This window comes from Paraburkholderia sp. GAS38 (assembly GCF_050434965.1).
Lineage (GTDB): Bacteria > Pseudomonadota > Gammaproteobacteria > Burkholderiales > Burkholderiaceae > Paraburkholderia > Paraburkholderia phenazinium_A.
Map to the genome: position 1 here is coordinate 219,904 of NZ_JBNDJO010000003.1, position 17,923 is coordinate 237,826.

Genomic DNA, 17,923 nt, shown 5'->3' on the forward strand with positions numbered 1-17,923 from the left:
GCACGACCTGTCGGGCGTGTTGGCATTCACCAGAACCAAGGGAAATGATCATGGCAAGCAAGGAAACGGAAGTCGCACAAACCACCACCGCACAAAAGGTGCTCGAAGCAGTGGCGGTCGAACAGGTGGCGGATCTTTTCAAGGCGGCGGGTTACCGCGTGACCCCCGCCGAGCAGAACGGCATCGTTCAGTTGATGAGCGCGAGCCAGGGCGTGGGCTTTGCGGTGCGCTTCGGCAACGCCGCCGCGACCCAAGGCGCCTACCTCGACTACACGCTGAGTTGTGCGATGCAGGTGCAAGGCGAACTGCCGCCGGAACTGGTGTTGAGCTGGAATCGCTCGAAGCGTTTCGCGCGGTTGTCTTCCACCGCGCAATTCCTGCTGCTGGAGATGGACGTGATCGTCGCCGGTGGGGTGACCGAGCGCTATCTGAGCTCGACGATCGAACTGTGGGACCGCCTGATTCAGGAGTTTCTGCTGCATCTGCGCAACCGTCCGGCGATCGCGCAGGCCCAGCAACAGGCCCAGCAGCAAGTGCAGCAGAGCCAGCAGGCGCCTGCGGCGAAGCGCGCCGAGACGCAGCCGGCTGCGGAAGCTGGCGACGCCGCTCACGGGGCGACCCTGCAGTGAAGCCGCGCGGCTATGGCGGCAGCTGGATCGGCGCGCTGGCAGCGGCGGTGGTCGGCTTGTTCGGATTCGGCGCGCCGGCGCAAGCCGGTACGGTGCCGGTCGATCAGGCACCCCAGGCATGGGTGACGTACGCGCAACGGATCTCGGCCCACTTCCAGGCGGCGCTCGAAAGCGAAGCGCCCGCAGCGCAGCGTTTTCACGCGTTTCTCGAGCAGCGGATGCAGCCCGACGCGGCTTCCGGCCCGACCGGGGTGCCGGTGGTGTTGAGCATCCGGACGTGGATCGGTGCGACGGGACGTGTGACGCAGGTGGAATTCGCGCCGTTCGGCGATCCGCAGGCCGAGGCGGATCTGCGGCAGGTGTTGAGCGCGCAGTCGGTCGGCCGCGCGCCGCCGCCCGGCATGCGGCAACCGGTAGTAGTGCGCCTGAGTCTGGCTGCACAGTTGTAGGCGACGGCGCGTTGCGCGACAGCGCACGGTCGTCGATTGGCTAACGCAGGAGTGGGAGGTTTTCGATGAAGACAGTTGCCAGGGTAGTGAGCGGCCTGCTGGTATGCGGGCCCCTGATGGGCGTCTCGCTTGCGGCGCACGCAGAGGACGACGTGATTGCCAGCACCGGTCAGGCGTCCGTCACGCAGTCGGATATCACGAGCGTGCTGCAGTCGCTCGACGCGAATACGCGGATGCGCCTCGCCGCAGATCCGGCCAGACTCGATCAGCTCGTGCGCGCCAAGCTCGCCGAGCAGACTGTGCTGACCGAGGCACGCGCCAAGGGTTGGGACAAGCAGCCCCAGGTGAAGCGCGTACTCGAGCAGGCGCAGCAGGAAGCGCTCGCGCGCAGCTATCTGGCGTCGATCTCGGCGCCGCCGTCCGATTATCCTTCGGACTCCGATATGCAGGCGGCCTACGATCAGAACAAGTCGGTCTTCATCCTGCCGGCGGCGCTGCACTTTGCGCAGATTTTCATTGCCGCTCCGCAGACCGCGGACAAGGCGACGCTCGACGCCGCTCGCAAGCAGGCGGCCGATCTGGCGAAACAGGCGCATGCGAGCGGCGCGGACTTCGCGGCCATCGCCAAGGCCAGTTCGCAGGACAAGGCGAGCGGCGCGAACGGCGGCGATATGGGTTTCGTGCCCGATCAGGCGCTGCTGCCGGAAATCCGCAAGGCCGCGGATGCGATGAAACCGGGTGACGTCTCGCAGCCGATCGAGACCGCCGCCGGTTTCCATATCGTCAAGCTGATCGAATCGCGCCCGGCGAGCGTGCGTCCGTTCGCCGACGTGAAAGAGCAGATCCGTGCGACCTTGCGTCAGCAGCGCGAGGCACAAACCGCCCAGGCTTATCTGGCGAAGGCGGTGGGGCCAGGCACGGTGGCGATCAACGAAGGCGCCCTGAAAAAGGCGCTGAGCGCGGCGCAGTGAGCGCTGCGACAAACGCGTGGTGATCTTGGACAAAGGCCTGCACCCGCTCGACGAGCGCTATGTCGACGAGTACGCGCTGCGCGACCAGGCGGGCGCCGGCGTGCAAGGCGTCCAGGTGACGCTGCGATGTCCGCTGTGCCTCGGGGTGCTGGTGCAGACGCATCGCCAGCGGCGCGGGTTCGCCTATTTCAGGCACCTGTCCGACTCGGACTCGGCCCGCTGTCCGCTGGCGACCTCGAACTATCAGCCTGACGGCCTCGTCGTCAGCACCTTGTCGCGGCCGCTGGTGGCGCAGGAGCAGCGTGCCCGCTTTCTGTTCAACTGGAAGCGGCACTTCCGGATTGCACGCGGCATGGTGCCGGTTTTGAGTCTCGAGCGCTTCACCGAACTGATCGAATACGCCGACGTCTTGAACCTGTGGTCCTATGCGCCGCTGGAGTTGAAGGACGTGCCCTATGTCCTGCTGGTGCTCGCCGGCTTTATCGCCGTGCGCAGCGGCGAGGAAGAGATGACGTGGGTGCGCTTCTGGTTCGACGGACGGGTGCGCGACGTCGGCGATCTGTGGCGTGCCGGCGCGCCGGCCGCGCAGTTGTTCCGGCTGATGTATCGGGACCCGCTTCATACGCCGTTTCCGACGGCCGCGGAGCTTCTGCACTGGGAGCGGGTGGTGCGCGTCGAGCGGGCGCAGGATATCGGCCGTGTGGCGATCAGCCGGGCTGAAGTGCGGGCCTTCGATCGCTTCATGCAGCGCAATGCCGCAAAGCAGTTTGCGCATCGGGAAGACGGCGATGATCAATGAGCGCGAGGAGATGGCCGTTCGGCAGACGGCTGGACCGGGTGCCCGGCGCATGCGCTCGTGGACCTTGGTCGTCGCGGTTTGGATCGGCGCGGCGCTTCCTGCGTCGGCGCAACGGGCGGTAGGTCCACCGGAAAGCGCAGCAACAGCGGCGCCGTCGAAGCGGGTTTGTGTGGACGCCGAAGTGGACGGCGTGCGCGCGCTTTCATACGACTGCCTCAGCCAGCAGCTTGCACCGGCCAGCGTGGCAGGCGGCGCGTCCGCGGCCAATCCCGCGCAAGCGCTTGCCACCGGGCCCTCCAATCGCACGGGCACCTTCAACTACTCCGCCGAAAGCATCCGCTTCGGTTCCAACTGGGGCAAGTCGGTGACGCCGCAGCGTCCGCAACCGCCTCAAGCCGTGCCGCTGCCCCGATGAGCACGCGCGACAAACGCGGCGGGATCGGATCACGCGGCGGGCATGCGGGACGTACACGCTGCGCAGATGCGTCATTCGCAAGGACGTTGGACAACGCTATGAACGACAGGTCGCAATCTATTCGCAAGCCCCGCTGGGTCACGCTCGCGCTGGCGACGACGTGGGCCGCGGCGGTCGCAGGCGGCGCGGCACTGCCGCCCGGCGCGCAGGCCCAGGAGTCGGCGCCGGCGACGCTCGCGCAGGCCGCGCTGCCGAACTTCTCGAGCCTCGTCAAACGCTACGGCCCGGCTGTGGTCAACATCAGCGTGACGCGCGAGGTGACGCAGATGGGCGTGCAGTTGCCGCCCGGCATCGAACCGGGTAACCCGCTTGCGCCGTTTCTGGCGCGGCGCGTAATCGGCAATCGCGAAGAAATGAGCCTGGGATCGGGCTTTATCGTGAGCAGCGACGGCTACATCCTGACCAACCGTCACGTGGTGGGCGATGCGACCGAAGTCGACGTGAAGCTCACCGACAAGCGCGAGTTCAAGGGCAAGGTGATCGGCAGCGACGCGCTCTCCGATGTCGCGCTCGTCAAGGTGGACGCCAAAGATCTGCCGGCGGTCGTGACCGGCAATCCGAACCGCACCGAGGTGGGCGACTGGGTGATGGCGATTGGTTCTCCTTATGGATTTGCCAATACCGTGACGGCCGGCATCGTCAGCGCCAAGTCCCGTTCGCTGCCCGGCGAGGCATATATCCCGTTCATCCAGACCGACGTTCCGATCAACCCCGGCAATTCCGGCGGCCCGCTGTTCGACCTCGATGGCCGTGTGATTGCGATCAATTCGATGATCTACACGAAAACGGGTGGCTACCAGGGTTTGTCGTTTGCGATTCCGATCGACGTGGCGCTCGACGTGAAGGACCAGTTGCAGAAGACCGGTCAGGTGAGCCGCGGACGGCTGGGCGTGGTGGTGCAGGAAGTCAGCCAGTCGCTCTCGCGCTCGTTTGGGCTGACAAAGCCGGACGGGGCGCTGATTAGTACCGTGGAGCCGGGCGGCCCAGCGGCGCAGGCCGGCTTGCAACCGGGCGACGTCGTACTGGCAGTCAACGCCACACCGGTCAGCGACTCGGCCGATCTGCTGACGACCGTCGCCAGGGTCCGGCCGGGCGGTCAGGTCGATCTGCTGGTCTGGCGTTCGAACACCGCGACGCATATGACGGTCACAGTGGGCGCGATGGATGCGAACGGCGCCGCACCCGCTGCGACGCAGACGCCTTCGCGGCTTGGCGTGACGGTGCGGCCGCTGACGCCGCAGGAGCAGCAAAAGGTCGGCGTCGATCACGGTCTGCTGGTGCAGCAGGTGACGGGCCGCGCGGCGAGCGTCGGACTCAAGCCGGGCGATATCGTCCTGTCGGTCAACGAAACGCCGGTCGCGACGATCGATCAGCTCGCCGAGGCGCTCAGGCTCGCGCGTGGGAACGCGGCGCTGCTGATCCAGCGCGGCACGAGCCGCCAGTACGTGCCTATCGACCTCGGCTAGTCACTGCGGTCGCATGGAACCGTTAGCGGCGCGCAGCGAAACGCGAAGCCCGTGACTTGTGCGCGCCACGACGCACCTGGTTGAAATTGTCAGTACCTTTCGACATGCGGCTGAAACGCCCCGACCACACAATTCGCAAGCACCGACGCTCGCGCCTGCAGCGGCCTTTTGTTGTGTCGGGCCATCCGTGACCCGCATGCGGATGCATAACAAACATCCACGTCGAGGATGCCCATGTTTAGCATGCCAAGCTCGTCCGAACACGCGAGTCAATCGCCCGGGCGCGAGATCGTATTACCGCCGCTCGCGGCAAACTCTTCCACATGGACCAATGTCGCCGCGGCGATCCGGACGATTGTCGAAGACCCCACGCTCGAAATGTACTTCGACGAATACCCGGGGGAATTCGACGCACTGTCGAAGCAGGTCGACCGGACCGTGGACGCCGCCTTCGAACAGCATGACGAACGCGCCCTTGCGGACGTGCATGCCATTCTGTTCGCACTATATGACCTGCACGTTGCGCCGGCCGCGAGCATGCGCACGCACAACCAGTTCAATCCCTATCTGACCCGTCTGCGCGGCAGCATTGAACGTCGCTGGCTCGGCTCGGCGGCATTGGGCGAGATCGCACCGGTCGAACTGCGCACTCCGCAGGAACTGGTCGAGGCGATTTGCTCGACGTCGGCGCAGCATCGCGCGTCGAAGCATCCGCTGTTCGATTTTCTTGAGACGCAGGCCACCCAGACGCAACTCACGGAATTCTTCCGCAGCGATAGTGCGCTCAACATCCGCTTTTTCGATCTGATCGTGCTTGCCTTACTGGGCTCCGACCCGGCCGTGCGCGGCGAGCTTTCGCAGAACTTCTGGGACGAAGCCGGCAAGGGCGATCCGGTGCGCAGTCACGTGACGCTATTCCGCAACCTGCTGCTCACCACCGGCATTGCGCCGGCCGAGGACGATCACGCGTCCTTGCTCAACTGGCAGGGGCTTGCCGGCTATAACCTGTTCATGATGACCGGCCTGAACCGCAGCCAGGGCTTCAAGTCGCTCGGCGTTATGGCGGTGACGGAACTGCTGGACCCGTCCCAGTATGAAAAGCTCACGCGCGGTTGCCGGCGCCTTGGCCTCGGTGGCGCCGGCGAGCTGGACTACTACGACGAACACGTCAGCATCGATGTGGTGCATGCCGAAGGTTGGCTGTCGAACGTGATCGTCCCGCTGGCCGGTAAATTTCCGCATCGCATGAACGACGTCTACGTGGGCGCCCAATGGCGTTTGAATACCTGCGCCCAGTACTACGACGACCTGCACGAGAGCTTGCTTAGACTCGCCTGACCGCACCTCAACCGCTTCCCGCTCGCCCATCGGGTCGGCGCTTCCCGCGCCCGCCCGGTGGGCTTTTTTTCATTCTCGCGCTCTGCAGTCCTGCGTAATGTTTCAGTAAGGTAATGTCAAAAATAATTCAACGAATTTTGTTGTCTGACCTATCGCCTAAATAGACCGGTCTGTATAGACTGTGTCGGTCTTGTAGCACCTTACTGAACATTACTTCATGTTTGCGTTCGTTTTGCATGCGGTAAGTGCAAGCGAGCTCACACCTTGACGGCGGTTAACCGTAGGTTGTCTTTGCAGGGGACCTGAATGGAAACGTCGGCGACACATAGCGCGCGTTCAATTACGACGCGCGACCTGAGCAAGAATCCGTCGAAGGCATTACGCGATGCAGGCGAGCAGCCGTTGATCGTGATGCGGCATCAGCGACCCATTGCCTGTCTCGTGTCTATCGAACAATGGGCCGAGTTGATGAGCCGGTTGAAAGACGTTGAGTTGAACACCAGCGTGGCGCAGATCGACATGCAGATTCGCAGCGTCGCGCTGGCTACGCCCATGCATTTTTCGTCGGCGCTGCCCGCGCTGGTCCTGGGTACCTCGAGCGGCAAATAGCCTGGCAGACAAGCGCCGTGGCCGGATGCGCACCGGCCGGCGGGACGGGGCAGTGACGCGTTGGATTCGGGTAGTACGACACCGTTCGGACGGCTTCGCGAGATTCTGTTGAGCAGCGTCTCGCAACATCGTCCGGCCCACAGCATGTAGCCGATTGATCGATGTCACTTACACAGAAACCTATTCAAGGCAAACGGCAAGCGCTGGTTGCCAAAGCAACTGAGTTGTTCGCGCAGGAAGGCTACCACGCAGTCGGCATCGATCGGATTATCGCGGAGTCCGGCGTTGCGAAGATGACTTTGTATAACCACTTTGCTTCGAAATCCGAACTGGTGCTCGAAGTGCTGCGGCAACGCGAAGAGCAGGCGGCGGAGTCGTTGCGGGCGTTCATCGCGGGCTATACGGTGCCGCTCGAACGCATCAAGGCCGTGTTTCAGTGGCACGAAGCGTGGTTCAGCACGGAGACGTTCTGCGGCTGCATGTTCATCAACGCCGCTTCCGAATTTCCCGATCACGCTGACGCGATTCATCGCGCCGCCGCTGGGCAGAAGCAGCACGTGACGCAACTGATCGGTGAACTGCTCGAAGAGATGTTCGCGCCGGACGTGGCCGCGCGGCTCGCGGAGCAATTCCTGATTCTGATCGACGGGGCGACTGTGACGGCGCAGATCTCGGGTCAGCCGAAATCCGCCATGCTGGCGTGGGAGATCGCGCAGCAGTTGGTGGTGGCGGCAAAAGCGTAGCGGGTGTGAGGGGAATGAGCGATCCCCTCGGCACACCGTAGATGGATTGTCACAGAATCGGTAAGGGTGCTTTGCGGACTCGTGCGATGACGGCGGGCAGCATACGGGGCACAATGACTCTCGTGGCGGATCTAGCTCCCGGCTGGGGCGAAGCCGGACTCCTCATCTGGCGATTCGTCACACTTCCCCCCTTATTCCCTGGCTTTCCCGACGCGCTCAGCGCGATCCGGGTCGCACGCGCGGCTCGCCGCTCGAGCCACGCTACTGCATCACCCCTCTCCCAAGACGCGCGCCGCGCCCGCACTGCTTTGACGGCGCCGGGTCCGCACCGCTTTGACCGCTTGCGGTTTCGACTCGCGCGGCAGCGTAGCGCCCCGCATCTCAGTCATGCTTTGCAGCAGAATCACCGTGTGCTGCTTCACGATACGCATCAGTTTCGCCAGCCGCTCGGTGTCGATGGCGTCCCAGCCCAGCACCCCCAGCGACTTGCGGCAGTGAGTGTGGAACACGAGCAGCGGCCCGTTCAGCGTCAGCGTGCGAATCAGCGTCTCCTCGTCATCCGCCGGACGTCCAAGCAGCCGGCCTACGATCCCCGCGTTGACGGCGGTCATGCGGCGGCTAATGCGCTTCTCGATCATTTCGTATCCTGAGGTGGGCCCGAGCCCCGCTTGCTCGCGCGCCATGAACGGGCGCCAGTGGCTGGATTCGGAGGAGGTGAGCATGAACTCGGCGACGCGCGCCTGAATCGCGCAGAGGGCCTCGATCAGCGTGTTGTCGTCCGCCTGGCTCGCCAGCGCAGCCTCGGCGGCCTCGACCGGGCCCGCGAGCTGTTCCCAGACCCGCGACACGATGTGCTCCACGCAGGCCAGGTACACCCCTTCCTTGTTGTCGAAGTAGTAGCCGATGGCCGGTGCGTTGACGCCCGCACGCTCGGCGATGTCGCGCGTGGAGGCGCCGTCGAAGCCGTGTTCGCCAAACAGGTTGAGCGCCGCCGCGACGATGCGGGCGCGCGTTTCTTCGCCGCGCGGGTAGCCGCCGTCGACGGCATGGCGATGTCTCGGGGAAGGGGACATCCGTCTGTTTCCTTGAAGTTTTCGTAAGCCAGGCAAAAATATATCAATTGACAGAATTTTGCCAACTGGAATAATTATACCAATTGGAAAAAATTTGGAGTCGTCATGTCGGCCACCCTTCCCGTCAACGATGCCGGGGCTGCAACCCCTGCTCGCCGTTCTCCCGCGCGCCGGCTGCTCATGGCGGCCGGCGTGATTGCCCTCGTCGCAGCCGCCGCCTACGGCGTGCGCTGGTGGACAGTGGGCCGTTTCATACAAGGCACTGACGACGCCTATCTGCAAGCCGATAGTATGACTGTTGCGCCGAAAGTGTCGGGATATGTGGCGGAAGTGTTGGTGGGCGACAACCAGACGGTCGCCGTCGGACAGCCGCTCGTGCGGCTCGACAGTCGCCAATACACGGCTGCGCTGGAGCAGTCGAACGCAACGGTGGCGGCACGCCGCGCGGATATCCTGCGTGGCGAGGCCGAGCTGGCGCAGCAGCAGGCGAGCATCGGGCAGGCGCGCGCGCAGCTCGACGGCGCCGTGTCGAACGAGGCGCATGCGCTCGCCCAGGTCAAGCGCTACGAGCCGCTCGCGGTCACGGGAGCCGAGACCGACGAACGTGTCGCCGACCTGCGCAATACGGCGCGCCAGGCGAGCGCCACGCGCGCGGCGGATGCCGCGGCGCTGCAAGTCGCCGAGCGGCAGGTGGCGAACCTGCAGGCGCAGATCCAGCAAGCCCATGCGCAACTCGACGCATCGCTCGCCGCCGCGGACCAGTCGAAGCTCGACACGGACGACACGCTGGTGCGCAGTACGATTGCCGGACGCGTCGGCGACCGCACGGTGCGCGTCGGCCAGTACGTGCAGCCCGGCACGCGCCTGATGACCATCGTGCCGGTGCAGGACGTGTACCTCACGGCGAACTTCAAGGAAACGCAGATCGGCCTGATGCGGGTCGGCCAGCCGGCCACAATCCGCATCGACGCGTTGCCCGGCGCCGATCTGCACGGCACCGTGGACAGCTTCTCGCCCGGCACCGGTTCGCAGTTCGCGCTGCTGCCCGCGCAGAACGCCACCGGCAACTTCACCAAGATCGTGCAGCGCGTGCCGGTGAAGATCCGCATCGCGGCCGGTCCGGAAACGCGCAAGGTGTTGCTGCCGGGCCTCTCGGTGAACGTCGACGTGGACACCCGTAGCGCACGCGATACGGCACAACGCATCGAACGGGAAAACGGGCGTGGCTAATTCCAGCACCCCCGCCACTTCACCGGCCGCCGCATCCGGCACGCCGGGCGCAGCGAAGCCGGCGCAAGCCGCGCTACCGCCCAACGCCAGCGCCGGCGACTGGATCGCGGTGGCGGCGGGCGCGCTCGGCGCGCTGATGGCCACGCTCGACATCTCCATCACGAACTCGGCCCTGCCGCAGATCCAGGGGCAAATCGGCGCGACGGGCACGGAAGGCACGTGGATCTCGACCGGCTACCTGATGTCCGAGATCGTGATGATCCCGCTTGCCGCATGGCTCACGCGCGTGTTCGGGCTGCGCAACTTCCTGCTCGGCAACGCCACGCTATTTACGCTGTTCTCCATCATGTGCGGCATCTCGCACAGCCTGCCGCAGATGATCGCGGGGCGCATCGGCCAGGGCTTTGTGGGCGGCGCGATGATTCCGACTGCGCAGACCATCGTGGCGACGCGCCTGCCGCGTCATCAGATGCCCATCGGCATGACCATGTTCGGCCTGATCGTCCTGCTCGGGCCGCTGCTGGGTCCGGTGGTGGGCGGCTGGCTCGCGGAGAATATCGACTGGAGCTGGTGTTTCTTCCTCAACATACCGGTGGGCGTGGCGCTGGTAATCCTGCTGTTTGTCGGGCTGAACAAGGGGCGCACCGACTGGTCGCAGTTCATCAAGGCCGACTGGCTCGGCATCGTCGGACTGGCCGCAGGGCTCAGTTCGTTGACCGTCGTGCTCGAGGAAGGGCAGCGCGAACGCTGGTTCGAATCGTCGATGATCACGTGGCTCAGCGTCCTCTCGGCGGCGGGCATCCTGCTGCTGGTGATCGCGCAGTTCGTGGCGAAAACGCCCATCGTGCGCCTGAAGCTCCTGAAGAACACCCGCTATGCCAGCGTCATCTTCATCGTCTTCACCGTCGGCGCAGGGCTCTATTGCGTTTCGTACCTGCTGCCGCAGTTCCTGAGTGGCGTGTCGGGCTACAACGCCGAGCAGTCCGGCGCGGTGATGCTGGTGTCCGGCGTGCCCGCGTTTCTGTTGATGCCGGTGCTGCCGCGCCTGATGGGCCGCGTGGATACGCGCCTGATGGTGATTGCCGGGCTGTGCTGCTTCGCCGCGAGCTGCATGCTCGACATTTCGCTCACCGCGCAAAGCGTCGGCCATGATTTCACGTGGTCGCAACTGCTGCGCGGCGTGGGGCAGGTGCTGGCGATGATGCCGCTCAATCAGGCGTCGATGGCAGCCGTGCCGCGCGAAGAAGCGGGCGATGCCGCCGGTCTCTACAACATGGCGCGCAACCTGGGCGGGTCGGTCGGGCTCGCGCTGCTCGGTACCTTCATCGACCGCCGCAACACGTTTCACGAAGACGTGATCCGCGAATCGGTGACGGCCAATTCATTGATCGGGCAGGAACACCTCACGGCGAGCGCGGCCAGTTTCTTCGCGCAGGGCGGCGACATGGCCTACGCCAAGCTTCAGGCAATCGGCCAGTTGAGCGCGACCATGCAGCTGCAAGCGCTGGTCATGACGTACTCCGAAACGTTCTACGTGCTTGGCGTCGCACTGTTGCTTTGCATTCCGCTTGCGTTCTTTCTTAAGAAGCCGGCTGTCGGCACGCCGTCGGCAGGACATTGAAAACACCATGAAGTCACTCAACACCGCTCTCTGTCTTGGCCTGCTTCCCGTGACGGCCGCGCTGATGCTGGCCGGTTGCACGGTGGGACCCGACTATCACGGCGCACCGCAAGCCGCCCCCTTGGCGGCGAAAGCCGGCGCGTTCAACCGCGCGCCACCGGGCACGGTGTCGACGGCGCCGGTGGCCGCCGCATGGTGGCTGGCGCTGAACGACCCGCAGCTCAACGCGTTGATCGATACCGCGCTCAAGAACAGCCCCGACCTGCACGCCGCCGAGGCGCGCGTGCGAGAGGCACGCGCCGGGCTCACGGAGAAGCAGCGCGAGGAATTGCCCAAGAGTTCGGCGACCGCCGGGTATCTGCGCACGCGTTCTCCAGATCTGACGTCGCTCGAAGGCGGCTCGAGTTCGTCCTCGAGCGGCGGCGGACCGATTGGCTTTTACCTCGCGGGCTTCGATGCGACCTGGGAAATCGACATCTTCGGCGGCACGCGGCGTGCGATCGAGGCGGCGTCGGCCGAGGCGGATGCCTCGCAAGCCGATCTCGCCGATGCGCATGTGCAGCTCGCCGCCGAGGTCGCCCAGGCGTATGTGGGCTTGCGCGACCAGCAGCAGCGCGTGACGATCGGCCATGAATCCGCGGACCTGGAATCGCGCATCCTCACGCTGACCGAGCAGCGCCGCGCGCGCGGGGTCGCTTCCGATCTCGACGTCGAACGCATCCGCTCGCAGGTCGAGAACACCCAGGCGAGCATCATTCCGCTCGACGCCCAGGTGGCCGAGTCGCTCGATGAACTCGCCGTGCTGACCGGCCGCGAGCCCGGCGCGCTGGATAGCGAACTGGCCGTGCCCAAAGCGCTTCCCACCTTGCCGGCCACGGTGGCAGTGGGCGACCCTGCGCGCCTGTTGCGCCAGCGTCCCGACATTCGCGCGGCGGAGCGGCGCCTCGCGTCGCAGAATGCGCAGATTGGCGAGCATGTCGCCGACTGGTTTCCGAAGGTCACGCTGTTTGGCGACCTGAGCTTTAGCGCGTCCGATCCGGGGCATCTGCTGCGCAAGAGCAACTACACCTGGCTCGGCGCGCCGTACCTGCAATGGAATATTCTCGATTTCGGCCGCAACCAGGCGAGTGTCAATCAGGCCAAGGCCGGCCGCGACGAGGCCGAGGCGAAGTATGAGAGCGCGGTGCTGGGCGCGCTGAAAGACGCCGACGTGGCGCTGTCACGTTACGGACACGAGCGCCAGAACGACGTGAGTCTGCGCGAGGTGGAGAGCTCCGCCACGCACGCCGCGGTGCTGACGGAACAGCGTTATCGCGCGGGCACGACCACTGCGCTCGACTGGCTCGATACGGAGCGAACCCGCTATTCGGCGGAACAGAACCGCATCCAGAGCGACGCGCAATTGATCAACGATTACGTCGCGCTGCAAAAGAGTCTGGGGCTGGGGTGGGAGACGCCTGAATAAAAGCTTGCGCTGCTGCGTGGGGCGGGTGCGCGTCGTCAACCGTACGGCGTTGGCGTTGGCGTCGATGGCACGCCCTGCAGCAAACGTGGAACTCCGTTAGTCTTCTGGTTCGCCCACATTATTTGCCCACCTGGCGGCAATGGAGACTTTATGGCACTCGCGTTACACGATATTCCCCTGAAAGCGATCGACGGTCAGGACAGCAGCCTCGCGCACTATCGCGGCAAGGTTCTGCTGGTGGTCAACGTGGCGTCCAAATGCGGCCTCACGCCGCAATACAACGCACTGGAGAGCCTGTACCAGACGAAGCGCGCCGACGGCCTCGAAGTGCTGGGCTTTCCCGCCAACAACTTCAAAGGCCAGGAGCCCGGCAGCGACGCGGAGATCGCTTCGTTCTGCTCCACCGAGTACGACGTGCACTTTCCGCTGTTTTCGAAGATTTCCGTGCTTGGCGAAGACCAGCATCCGCTGTACGCGGCGCTGACGGAAAAGCAGCCGGTCGCGACCGGTGACGGCCCGTTCCGCGAACGCCTGAAGGGCTACGGCGTGAATCCCGAGAATCAGGCAGACGTGCTGTGGAACTTCGAAAAGTTTCTGATCAGCCGCGACGGCGAAGTGGTGGGGCGCTTTGCGCCGGACGTCACGGCGGACGATCCGCGTCTGGTTGCCGCTATCGATGCGGAATTGGCCAGGCAGTAAGTCTTGCGAGGCGGCCAGTGGGAATCTGCTGGCCGCCAAATGCTTTATCGAAGGCTCTGCGTTCCGCGGCTTGCTGCTGCCAGCCTAACGCTTGCCGTCGTCTTCAATTCAAATTCAACTGACCGCGTAATGCTCGAGCCAATGCGCATACGGCGGCGGGTTCAGGCGCCCTCGCCGCAGCGGAAGTGTTCGATGCTTTGTCCGGCTGCTACGGCGCGCTGCAGCCACTCCGGCAGATCGCCGCGGCCGTTCCAGGTGTTGCCCCATGCATCCCGGTAAGACACGACCTGCTGTTTCTTGAGGTCGGAATCGAGCGACTGCGCGAGCGCCGCGTGCGTAATGCCGAATTCTTCCATGCGATGGCGAATCCAGCGGATCAGACGTTCGCGCGCTTCTCCGTCAAGGCGTTCAATCGTCGTAGACATGGTTTCTGACAAGCCAAAACAAAAGCCGACGGACGACGCGCTCAGTTGGTCCGCTTGAGCTGCGGCGAGATCTTGCCGACCGCCGAGTCGAAGAAATCCTGAGCCTCGGCGAGTTCGTCCAACGCCTGTTCAAGCTGGCGAAGGGCCAGCGAATGCTCGATATGCCGGCTGTGCGGCACGTCCTCGCCTCTGACCACGCGAAAGGCGATATCTACTTGCCTGGTTGCACGAACGAATCGTTCGGCAGCGTTGGCTTCACGCGAGTGTGCATGGGTCGACATGGTGAACCTCCACGCTTTAAGCGAAAGATGGTGGATTGCAGGGGTACCGGGATAGTGTGGCAGTCCCAGGCAAATTCAGATGATGTCGATTACACCACTTTAGTTGGCGATACGCCAGGAGAAATACCTGAGAACAGCGACCGATTTCCATAGCTTGCCAGGAACTGCGGCGAAGCGCCAGGGCGTGTTGCGAAATATCACTTTAGGGCTGTTAACTGGGGCCGATTGGTGTTAACTTGTCAGGCTCGGTTCGCGCGAATGCGTTGCAGCATCGGTCAAGCGTGCGTGGATCCGCATTCCGGGCGCGCCTCGGTTATCCTTTCATCCTTCAAGCACGTGCGCATACCTTGAGGCGAGCCAGGATGGAACCGTACGACGACGAACTCAGGCAGTTTGCAGCACACGGCGCGGCACCTCTGCCGCCGGCGAGCCGTGAGGGCCATGTCGAGCATGACGGCGCCCGGATCTGGTACGCCACGTATGGCGCGGGCACGCCGGTGATTCTGCTGCACGGCGGCCTCGGCCATAGCGGCAACTGGGGGTATCAGGTACCTGCGCTGATCGGCGCAGGGCATCGTGCCGTCGTGATCGACAGTCGCGGACACGGACGCAGTACGCGCGATGCGCGTGCCTATTCCTATGAATTGATGGCGTCGGACGTGCTTGCCGTCATGGATGTCCTGCAACTCGGGAAAGCCGCCCTGGTGGGCTGGAGCGACGGTGCCTGCATAGCCTTGATTTTGGGCGCGCAAGCGCCTGAGCGTGTTGCCGGGGTATTGTTCTTTGGCTGCAACATGGACCCGAGCGGCACGAAGTCATTCGTCGCCACACCGGTGATCGAACGGTGTTTCGGCCGTCACGCCACGGACTATGCGCAACTGTCGGCCACACCGGACCAGTTCGACGCATTTGTCGGCGCAGTCAGTGAAATGATGAAGACGCAACCGAATTACACCGCCAACGATCTCGCGAGGATTCGCGTGCCGGTCACGGTCGTACAGAGCGAGCACGATGAATTCATCAAACCGGAGCACGCGGAATATCTTGCCCGCAGCATTCCCGGTGCGGAGTTAATCACGATGCCTGGCGTGAGCCATTTCGCTCCGCTACAGAGGCCCGAACAGTTCAACGACGTGATGGCCGGCTTTCTTGCCGGGGTTCTGGATTGACCATGAAAAACGCTGCGATCTCATCGACGAAGGAAACCGCAGTCCAGAGCTTCTGGCGCGATGAAGCGCTGCCGTTTATCGAAGCGCGCTCGGTCGAGGATGGCCGCGAGGTGTGCTACGGCAAGCACGCTCACGAAGCGTTTTCAATCGGCGCGGTCACCGGTGGCCGCAGTACGTACGTGAACGGCAAGGTGCTGGAACGCGCCGGGCCGGGTTCGGTGGTGGTCATCAACCCGGACGTGGTGCATGCCTGCAATCCGGACGACGATCAGCCCTGGTCATACCGCATGCTGTATGTAGACGTGGAATGGCTGGGCAATCTGCAGCACGAACTGGGCGTCAGTCAGGACCCGGGTTTCCGCCCGTTCTCAACCACCCTGACGACGCAAGTGGGTCTGTACGACGGCTTGAACCGTTTGCATGCCGCGCTCACGGACGAGTACGCCGACACACTGCAAAAGCACAGCGCCGCCGTTGAGTTCTTTTCCGGCATGTGTCGCACACTGAGTCCTGCGCCGGTTCCGGTGGCGGGGGGCGACAACCTCAAGCTGGCGCGTGCTGCGCAATACATCAGGGAGCATTGCGTGCGCTCGTTGCGGCTGGAGGAGATCTGCGCCGCAGCGGATCTCTCGGCGTCCTATCTGATTCGCGCCTTCAAGGATCGCTACGGCATGACGCCCCATGCTTACCTGGTGAACTGCCGCATCGAATATAGCCGCTCGCAGCTCAAACGCGGACGCGCGATTGCCGAGGTGGCCGCGGAAGCAGGCTTTGCCGATCAGGCCCATCTGCAACGGGCCTTCAGGAAATTCGTAGCGGCTACGCCGGGGCAATATCGCCGCTGAGCGTAACGCGCGAAGCGCGAAACACGATATCGCCGGTCTTCAGGCTTCGAGCAGATAAACGGCGCTGGCGACTAGCAGCAGCGCCATCAGGCGATTGAACAGCCGCACCCGGGCGGCGTCGCGCAGATGCTGACGCAGAAACGACCCGGCGAAGGCCCAGCACGCAATGGATCCATAACAGATCAGGAAGTAGAGCGCGGCGAACTGCCAGACCACGCTCCGGTCGCCGTTTGCGGCATAGGCCCCCATGCCCGCAACGGACGCTAGCCATGCCTTTGGGTTGAGCCATTGCATCGCGGCGCCGGATAGCGCGGACGGTCCCCGGCCTGCTTGAGCGCGATCGGCGCCCAGCCGTCCATCGTCGACGGCGAGCTTATAGGCCATGAAGAACAGAAACCCCACGCCGGCCCATTGAATCACCGTGGTGAGCCACGGCCACTGATTGAGCACTTCACGCAGGCCCAAACCGATTAGCAGGAGCAGCAACGTAAAGCCGACCGTCGCACCGGTTACGTGCCGCATGCTGGCGCCCAGTCCGTATTGCGCGCTGCTACTGAGGGCGACGAGATTGACCGGCCCGGGAGAAATGGACGAAGCCAGCGCAAACGCCGCCATGGAAAGAAAAATACTCATCGCCTGCCTTTGATCGATTGGTTCGGAAGTGGTGAGGTCCGAAGGTATCGGGCGAGGGCGTGATGCGTATTGAAGAAAACTACCCTTTGGCGGTTTTTCAGACCGGAGCGACGCCAAACGTCGGCTCGGACCCAATGCTAAGATGGCCCGCAGAAGTCAGATCGCGCCCGCCAACCCGCAACGCAAGGATGAGACGACATGGCCGCAGGAGACCGCATCAGGAACGGCACGGGCGCTGCGGGCATCGAGCGCATGGAGGCGAGTTTCCATGGCCGGCCGTTTGCCCCGCATCGTCACGACACGTATGCCATCGGCGTGACGCGAGCGGGGGTGCAGAGCTTCAATTTCAGGGGGCAGCGCTGGCACTGCCTGCCGGGTCAGTGCCATATCCTTCATCCCGACGAGACGCACGACGGCAGCGCGGGCACCGAGGAAGGCTTCAGCTACCGGATGGTGTATATCGATCCGGCGCTCGTGCAGGAGGCGCTAGGCGGAAAGCCGCTGCCGTTCGTCGCCAATCCGGTGGTGGAGGCAACCCGTCTTGCGGCGTTGGGTGTGACCGAGGTCTGGGATATCGACGAGGACATCGACGAGCTCGCGCGCGTCGACCTTGTGGCGGCCATCGCCAACCTGCTCGTTCATGCCGCGAGCGGGCCGCAGACGAAAGCCGCGCCGCTTGCGCTCGATCGTCTGGCGCAAGTCCGCGACCGGCTGGCAAGCGCGCCGGTCGTGCGTCATCCCATGGACGAACTCGAACAACTGGCCGGTCTCGACCGTTGGGCACTAGCGCGGCAGTTTCGCGCCGCCTTTGGGACCAGTCCGAGCCGCTTTCGCACCCATCGGCAACTGGATCTGCTGCGTCGTTCGGTGACGAGCGGCGCGAGCTTGATGGACGCCGCGCTCGAAGCCGGCTTCGCCGATCAGAGCCACATGTCGCGGCAATTCAAACGTGCCTATGGGCTGACGCCCGCAAGATGGGCGGCGGCGCTTCAATAGCGCCTCG

Annotated in this window: 20 protein-coding genes; 16 read left to right on the top strand and 4 right to left on the bottom strand. The window is 64.2% G+C overall.

The window, feature by feature from the left end:
- The first annotated feature begins 50 nt into the window (after positions 1–50).
- The 9 genes from P3T42_RS08505 (at position 51) to P3T42_RS08545 (ending at position 7,479) form a co-directional block, all read left to right on the top strand.
- Positions 51–629, top strand: a complete 579-nt coding sequence (locus tag P3T42_RS08505) for a YbjN domain-containing protein (RefSeq protein WP_429305733.1) — start codon at positions 51–53, stop codon at positions 627–629.
- Complete coding sequence (locus P3T42_RS08510) at positions 626–1,078, top strand: YbaB/EbfC family DNA-binding protein (RefSeq protein WP_429305734.1); 453 nt, start codon at positions 626–628, stop codon at positions 1,076–1,078. The genes P3T42_RS08505 and P3T42_RS08510 overlap by 4 nt, the downstream gene beginning before the upstream one ends.
- Positions 1,079–1,143: 65 nt before the next feature.
- Complete coding sequence (locus P3T42_RS08515; RefSeq protein WP_429305735.1) at positions 1,144–2,049, top strand: peptidylprolyl isomerase; 906 nt, start codon at positions 1,144–1,146, stop codon at positions 2,047–2,049.
- A gap of 25 nt (positions 2,050–2,074) precedes the next feature.
- On the top strand, positions 2,075–2,848 hold the full coding sequence (locus tag P3T42_RS08520; RefSeq protein WP_429305736.1) for a hypothetical protein: 774 nt from the start codon (positions 2,075–2,077) through the stop codon (positions 2,846–2,848).
- A complete protein-coding gene (locus P3T42_RS08525; protein ID WP_429305737.1) occupies positions 2,838–3,263 on the top strand; it encodes a hypothetical protein in 426 nt (141 codons plus the stop codon). The genes P3T42_RS08520 and P3T42_RS08525 overlap by 11 nt, the downstream gene beginning before the upstream one ends.
- Before the next feature lie 98 nt (positions 3,264–3,361).
- A complete protein-coding gene (locus P3T42_RS08530; protein ID WP_429305738.1) occupies positions 3,362–4,789 on the top strand; it encodes a Do family serine endopeptidase in 1,428 nt (475 codons plus the stop codon).
- A gap of 234 nt (positions 4,790–5,023) precedes the next feature.
- A complete protein-coding gene (locus tag P3T42_RS08535) occupies positions 5,024–6,127 on the top strand; it encodes an iron-containing redox enzyme family protein (RefSeq protein WP_429305739.1) in 1,104 nt (367 codons plus the stop codon).
- Between the two features lie 306 nt (positions 6,128–6,433).
- Positions 6,434–6,736, top strand: a complete 303-nt coding sequence (locus P3T42_RS08540; protein WP_429305740.1) for a type II toxin-antitoxin system Phd/YefM family antitoxin — start codon at positions 6,434–6,436, stop codon at positions 6,734–6,736.
- A gap of 161 nt (positions 6,737–6,897) precedes the next feature.
- Complete coding sequence (locus P3T42_RS08545; protein ID WP_074294435.1) at positions 6,898–7,479, top strand: TetR/AcrR family transcriptional regulator; 582 nt, start codon at positions 6,898–6,900, stop codon at positions 7,477–7,479.
- A 269-nt stretch (positions 7,480–7,748) separates the two neighbouring features.
- On the opposite strand, the gene P3T42_RS08550 is transcribed toward P3T42_RS08545, so the two are convergent.
- Positions 7,749–8,552, bottom strand: a complete 804-nt coding sequence (locus P3T42_RS08550; protein WP_429305741.1) for a CerR family C-terminal domain-containing protein — start codon at positions 8,550–8,552, stop codon at positions 7,749–7,751.
- A gap of 105 nt (positions 8,553–8,657) precedes the next feature.
- On the opposite strand from P3T42_RS08550, the gene P3T42_RS08555 reads away from it, so the two are divergent.
- The 4 genes from P3T42_RS08555 to P3T42_RS08570 all read left to right on the top strand — a co-directional run bounded on the left by P3T42_RS08555 (position 8,658) and on the right by P3T42_RS08570 (position 13,567).
- Complete coding sequence (locus tag P3T42_RS08555; RefSeq protein ID WP_074294437.1) at positions 8,658–9,782, top strand: HlyD family secretion protein; 1,125 nt, start codon at positions 8,658–8,660, stop codon at positions 9,780–9,782.
- Positions 9,783–9,891: 109 nt separating this feature from the next.
- Positions 9,892–11,403 carry an MDR family MFS transporter gene (locus P3T42_RS08560; RefSeq protein WP_253190113.1) on the top strand — a complete coding sequence of 504 codons (1,512 nt, stop codon included), beginning with the start codon at positions 9,892–9,894 and terminating at the stop codon, positions 11,401–11,403.
- Positions 11,404–11,410: 7 nt separating this feature from the next.
- Positions 11,411–12,868 (top strand): efflux transporter outer membrane subunit, encoded by a 1,458-nt coding sequence (locus P3T42_RS08565; protein WP_429305742.1) that lies wholly within the window; start codon positions 11,411–11,413, stop codon positions 12,866–12,868.
- A gap of 150 nt (positions 12,869–13,018) precedes the next feature.
- A complete protein-coding gene (locus tag P3T42_RS08570) occupies positions 13,019–13,567 on the top strand; it encodes a glutathione peroxidase (protein ID WP_074294439.1) in 549 nt (182 codons plus the stop codon).
- A 161-nt stretch (positions 13,568–13,728) separates the two neighbouring features.
- Here P3T42_RS08570 and P3T42_RS08575 read toward each other — a convergent pair whose 3' ends face one another.
- Both P3T42_RS08575 and P3T42_RS08580 read right to left on the bottom strand, forming a co-directional pair.
- On the bottom strand, positions 13,729–13,992 hold the full coding sequence (locus P3T42_RS08575; RefSeq protein ID WP_429305743.1) for an H-NS family nucleoid-associated regulatory protein: 264 nt from the start codon (positions 13,990–13,992) through the stop codon (positions 13,729–13,731).
- Positions 13,993–14,033: 41 nt separating this feature from the next.
- The gene (locus P3T42_RS08580; protein ID WP_074294441.1) at positions 14,034–14,273 is read right to left on the bottom strand and encodes a hypothetical protein; all 240 of its coding nucleotides are present in this window, start codon (positions 14,271–14,273) and stop codon (positions 14,034–14,036) included.
- A 362-nt stretch (positions 14,274–14,635) separates the two neighbouring features.
- Here P3T42_RS08580 and P3T42_RS08585 point away from each other — a divergent pair, with 362 nt between their 5' ends.
- Complete coding sequence (locus P3T42_RS08585; protein WP_429305744.1) at positions 14,636–15,442, top strand: alpha/beta fold hydrolase; 807 nt, start codon at positions 14,636–14,638, stop codon at positions 15,440–15,442.
- Between the two features lie 2 nt (positions 15,443–15,444).
- The gene (locus tag P3T42_RS08590) at positions 15,445–16,287 is read left to right on the top strand and encodes an AraC family transcriptional regulator (RefSeq protein ID WP_429305745.1); all 843 of its coding nucleotides are present in this window, start codon (positions 15,445–15,447) and stop codon (positions 16,285–16,287) included.
- A gap of 39 nt (positions 16,288–16,326) precedes the next feature.
- Here P3T42_RS08590 and P3T42_RS08595 read toward each other — a convergent pair whose 3' ends face one another.
- The gene (locus tag P3T42_RS08595) at positions 16,327–16,920 is read right to left on the bottom strand and encodes a LysE family translocator (RefSeq protein WP_429305746.1); all 594 of its coding nucleotides are present in this window, start codon (positions 16,918–16,920) and stop codon (positions 16,327–16,329) included.
- 198 nt (positions 16,921–17,118) lie between these two features.
- On the opposite strand from P3T42_RS08595, the gene P3T42_RS08600 reads away from it, so the two are divergent.
- Positions 17,119–17,916 (top strand): AraC family transcriptional regulator, encoded by a 798-nt coding sequence (locus tag P3T42_RS08600; protein ID WP_429305747.1) that lies wholly within the window; start codon positions 17,119–17,121, stop codon positions 17,914–17,916.
- The last annotated feature ends 7 nt before the right edge of the window (positions 17,917–17,923 follow it).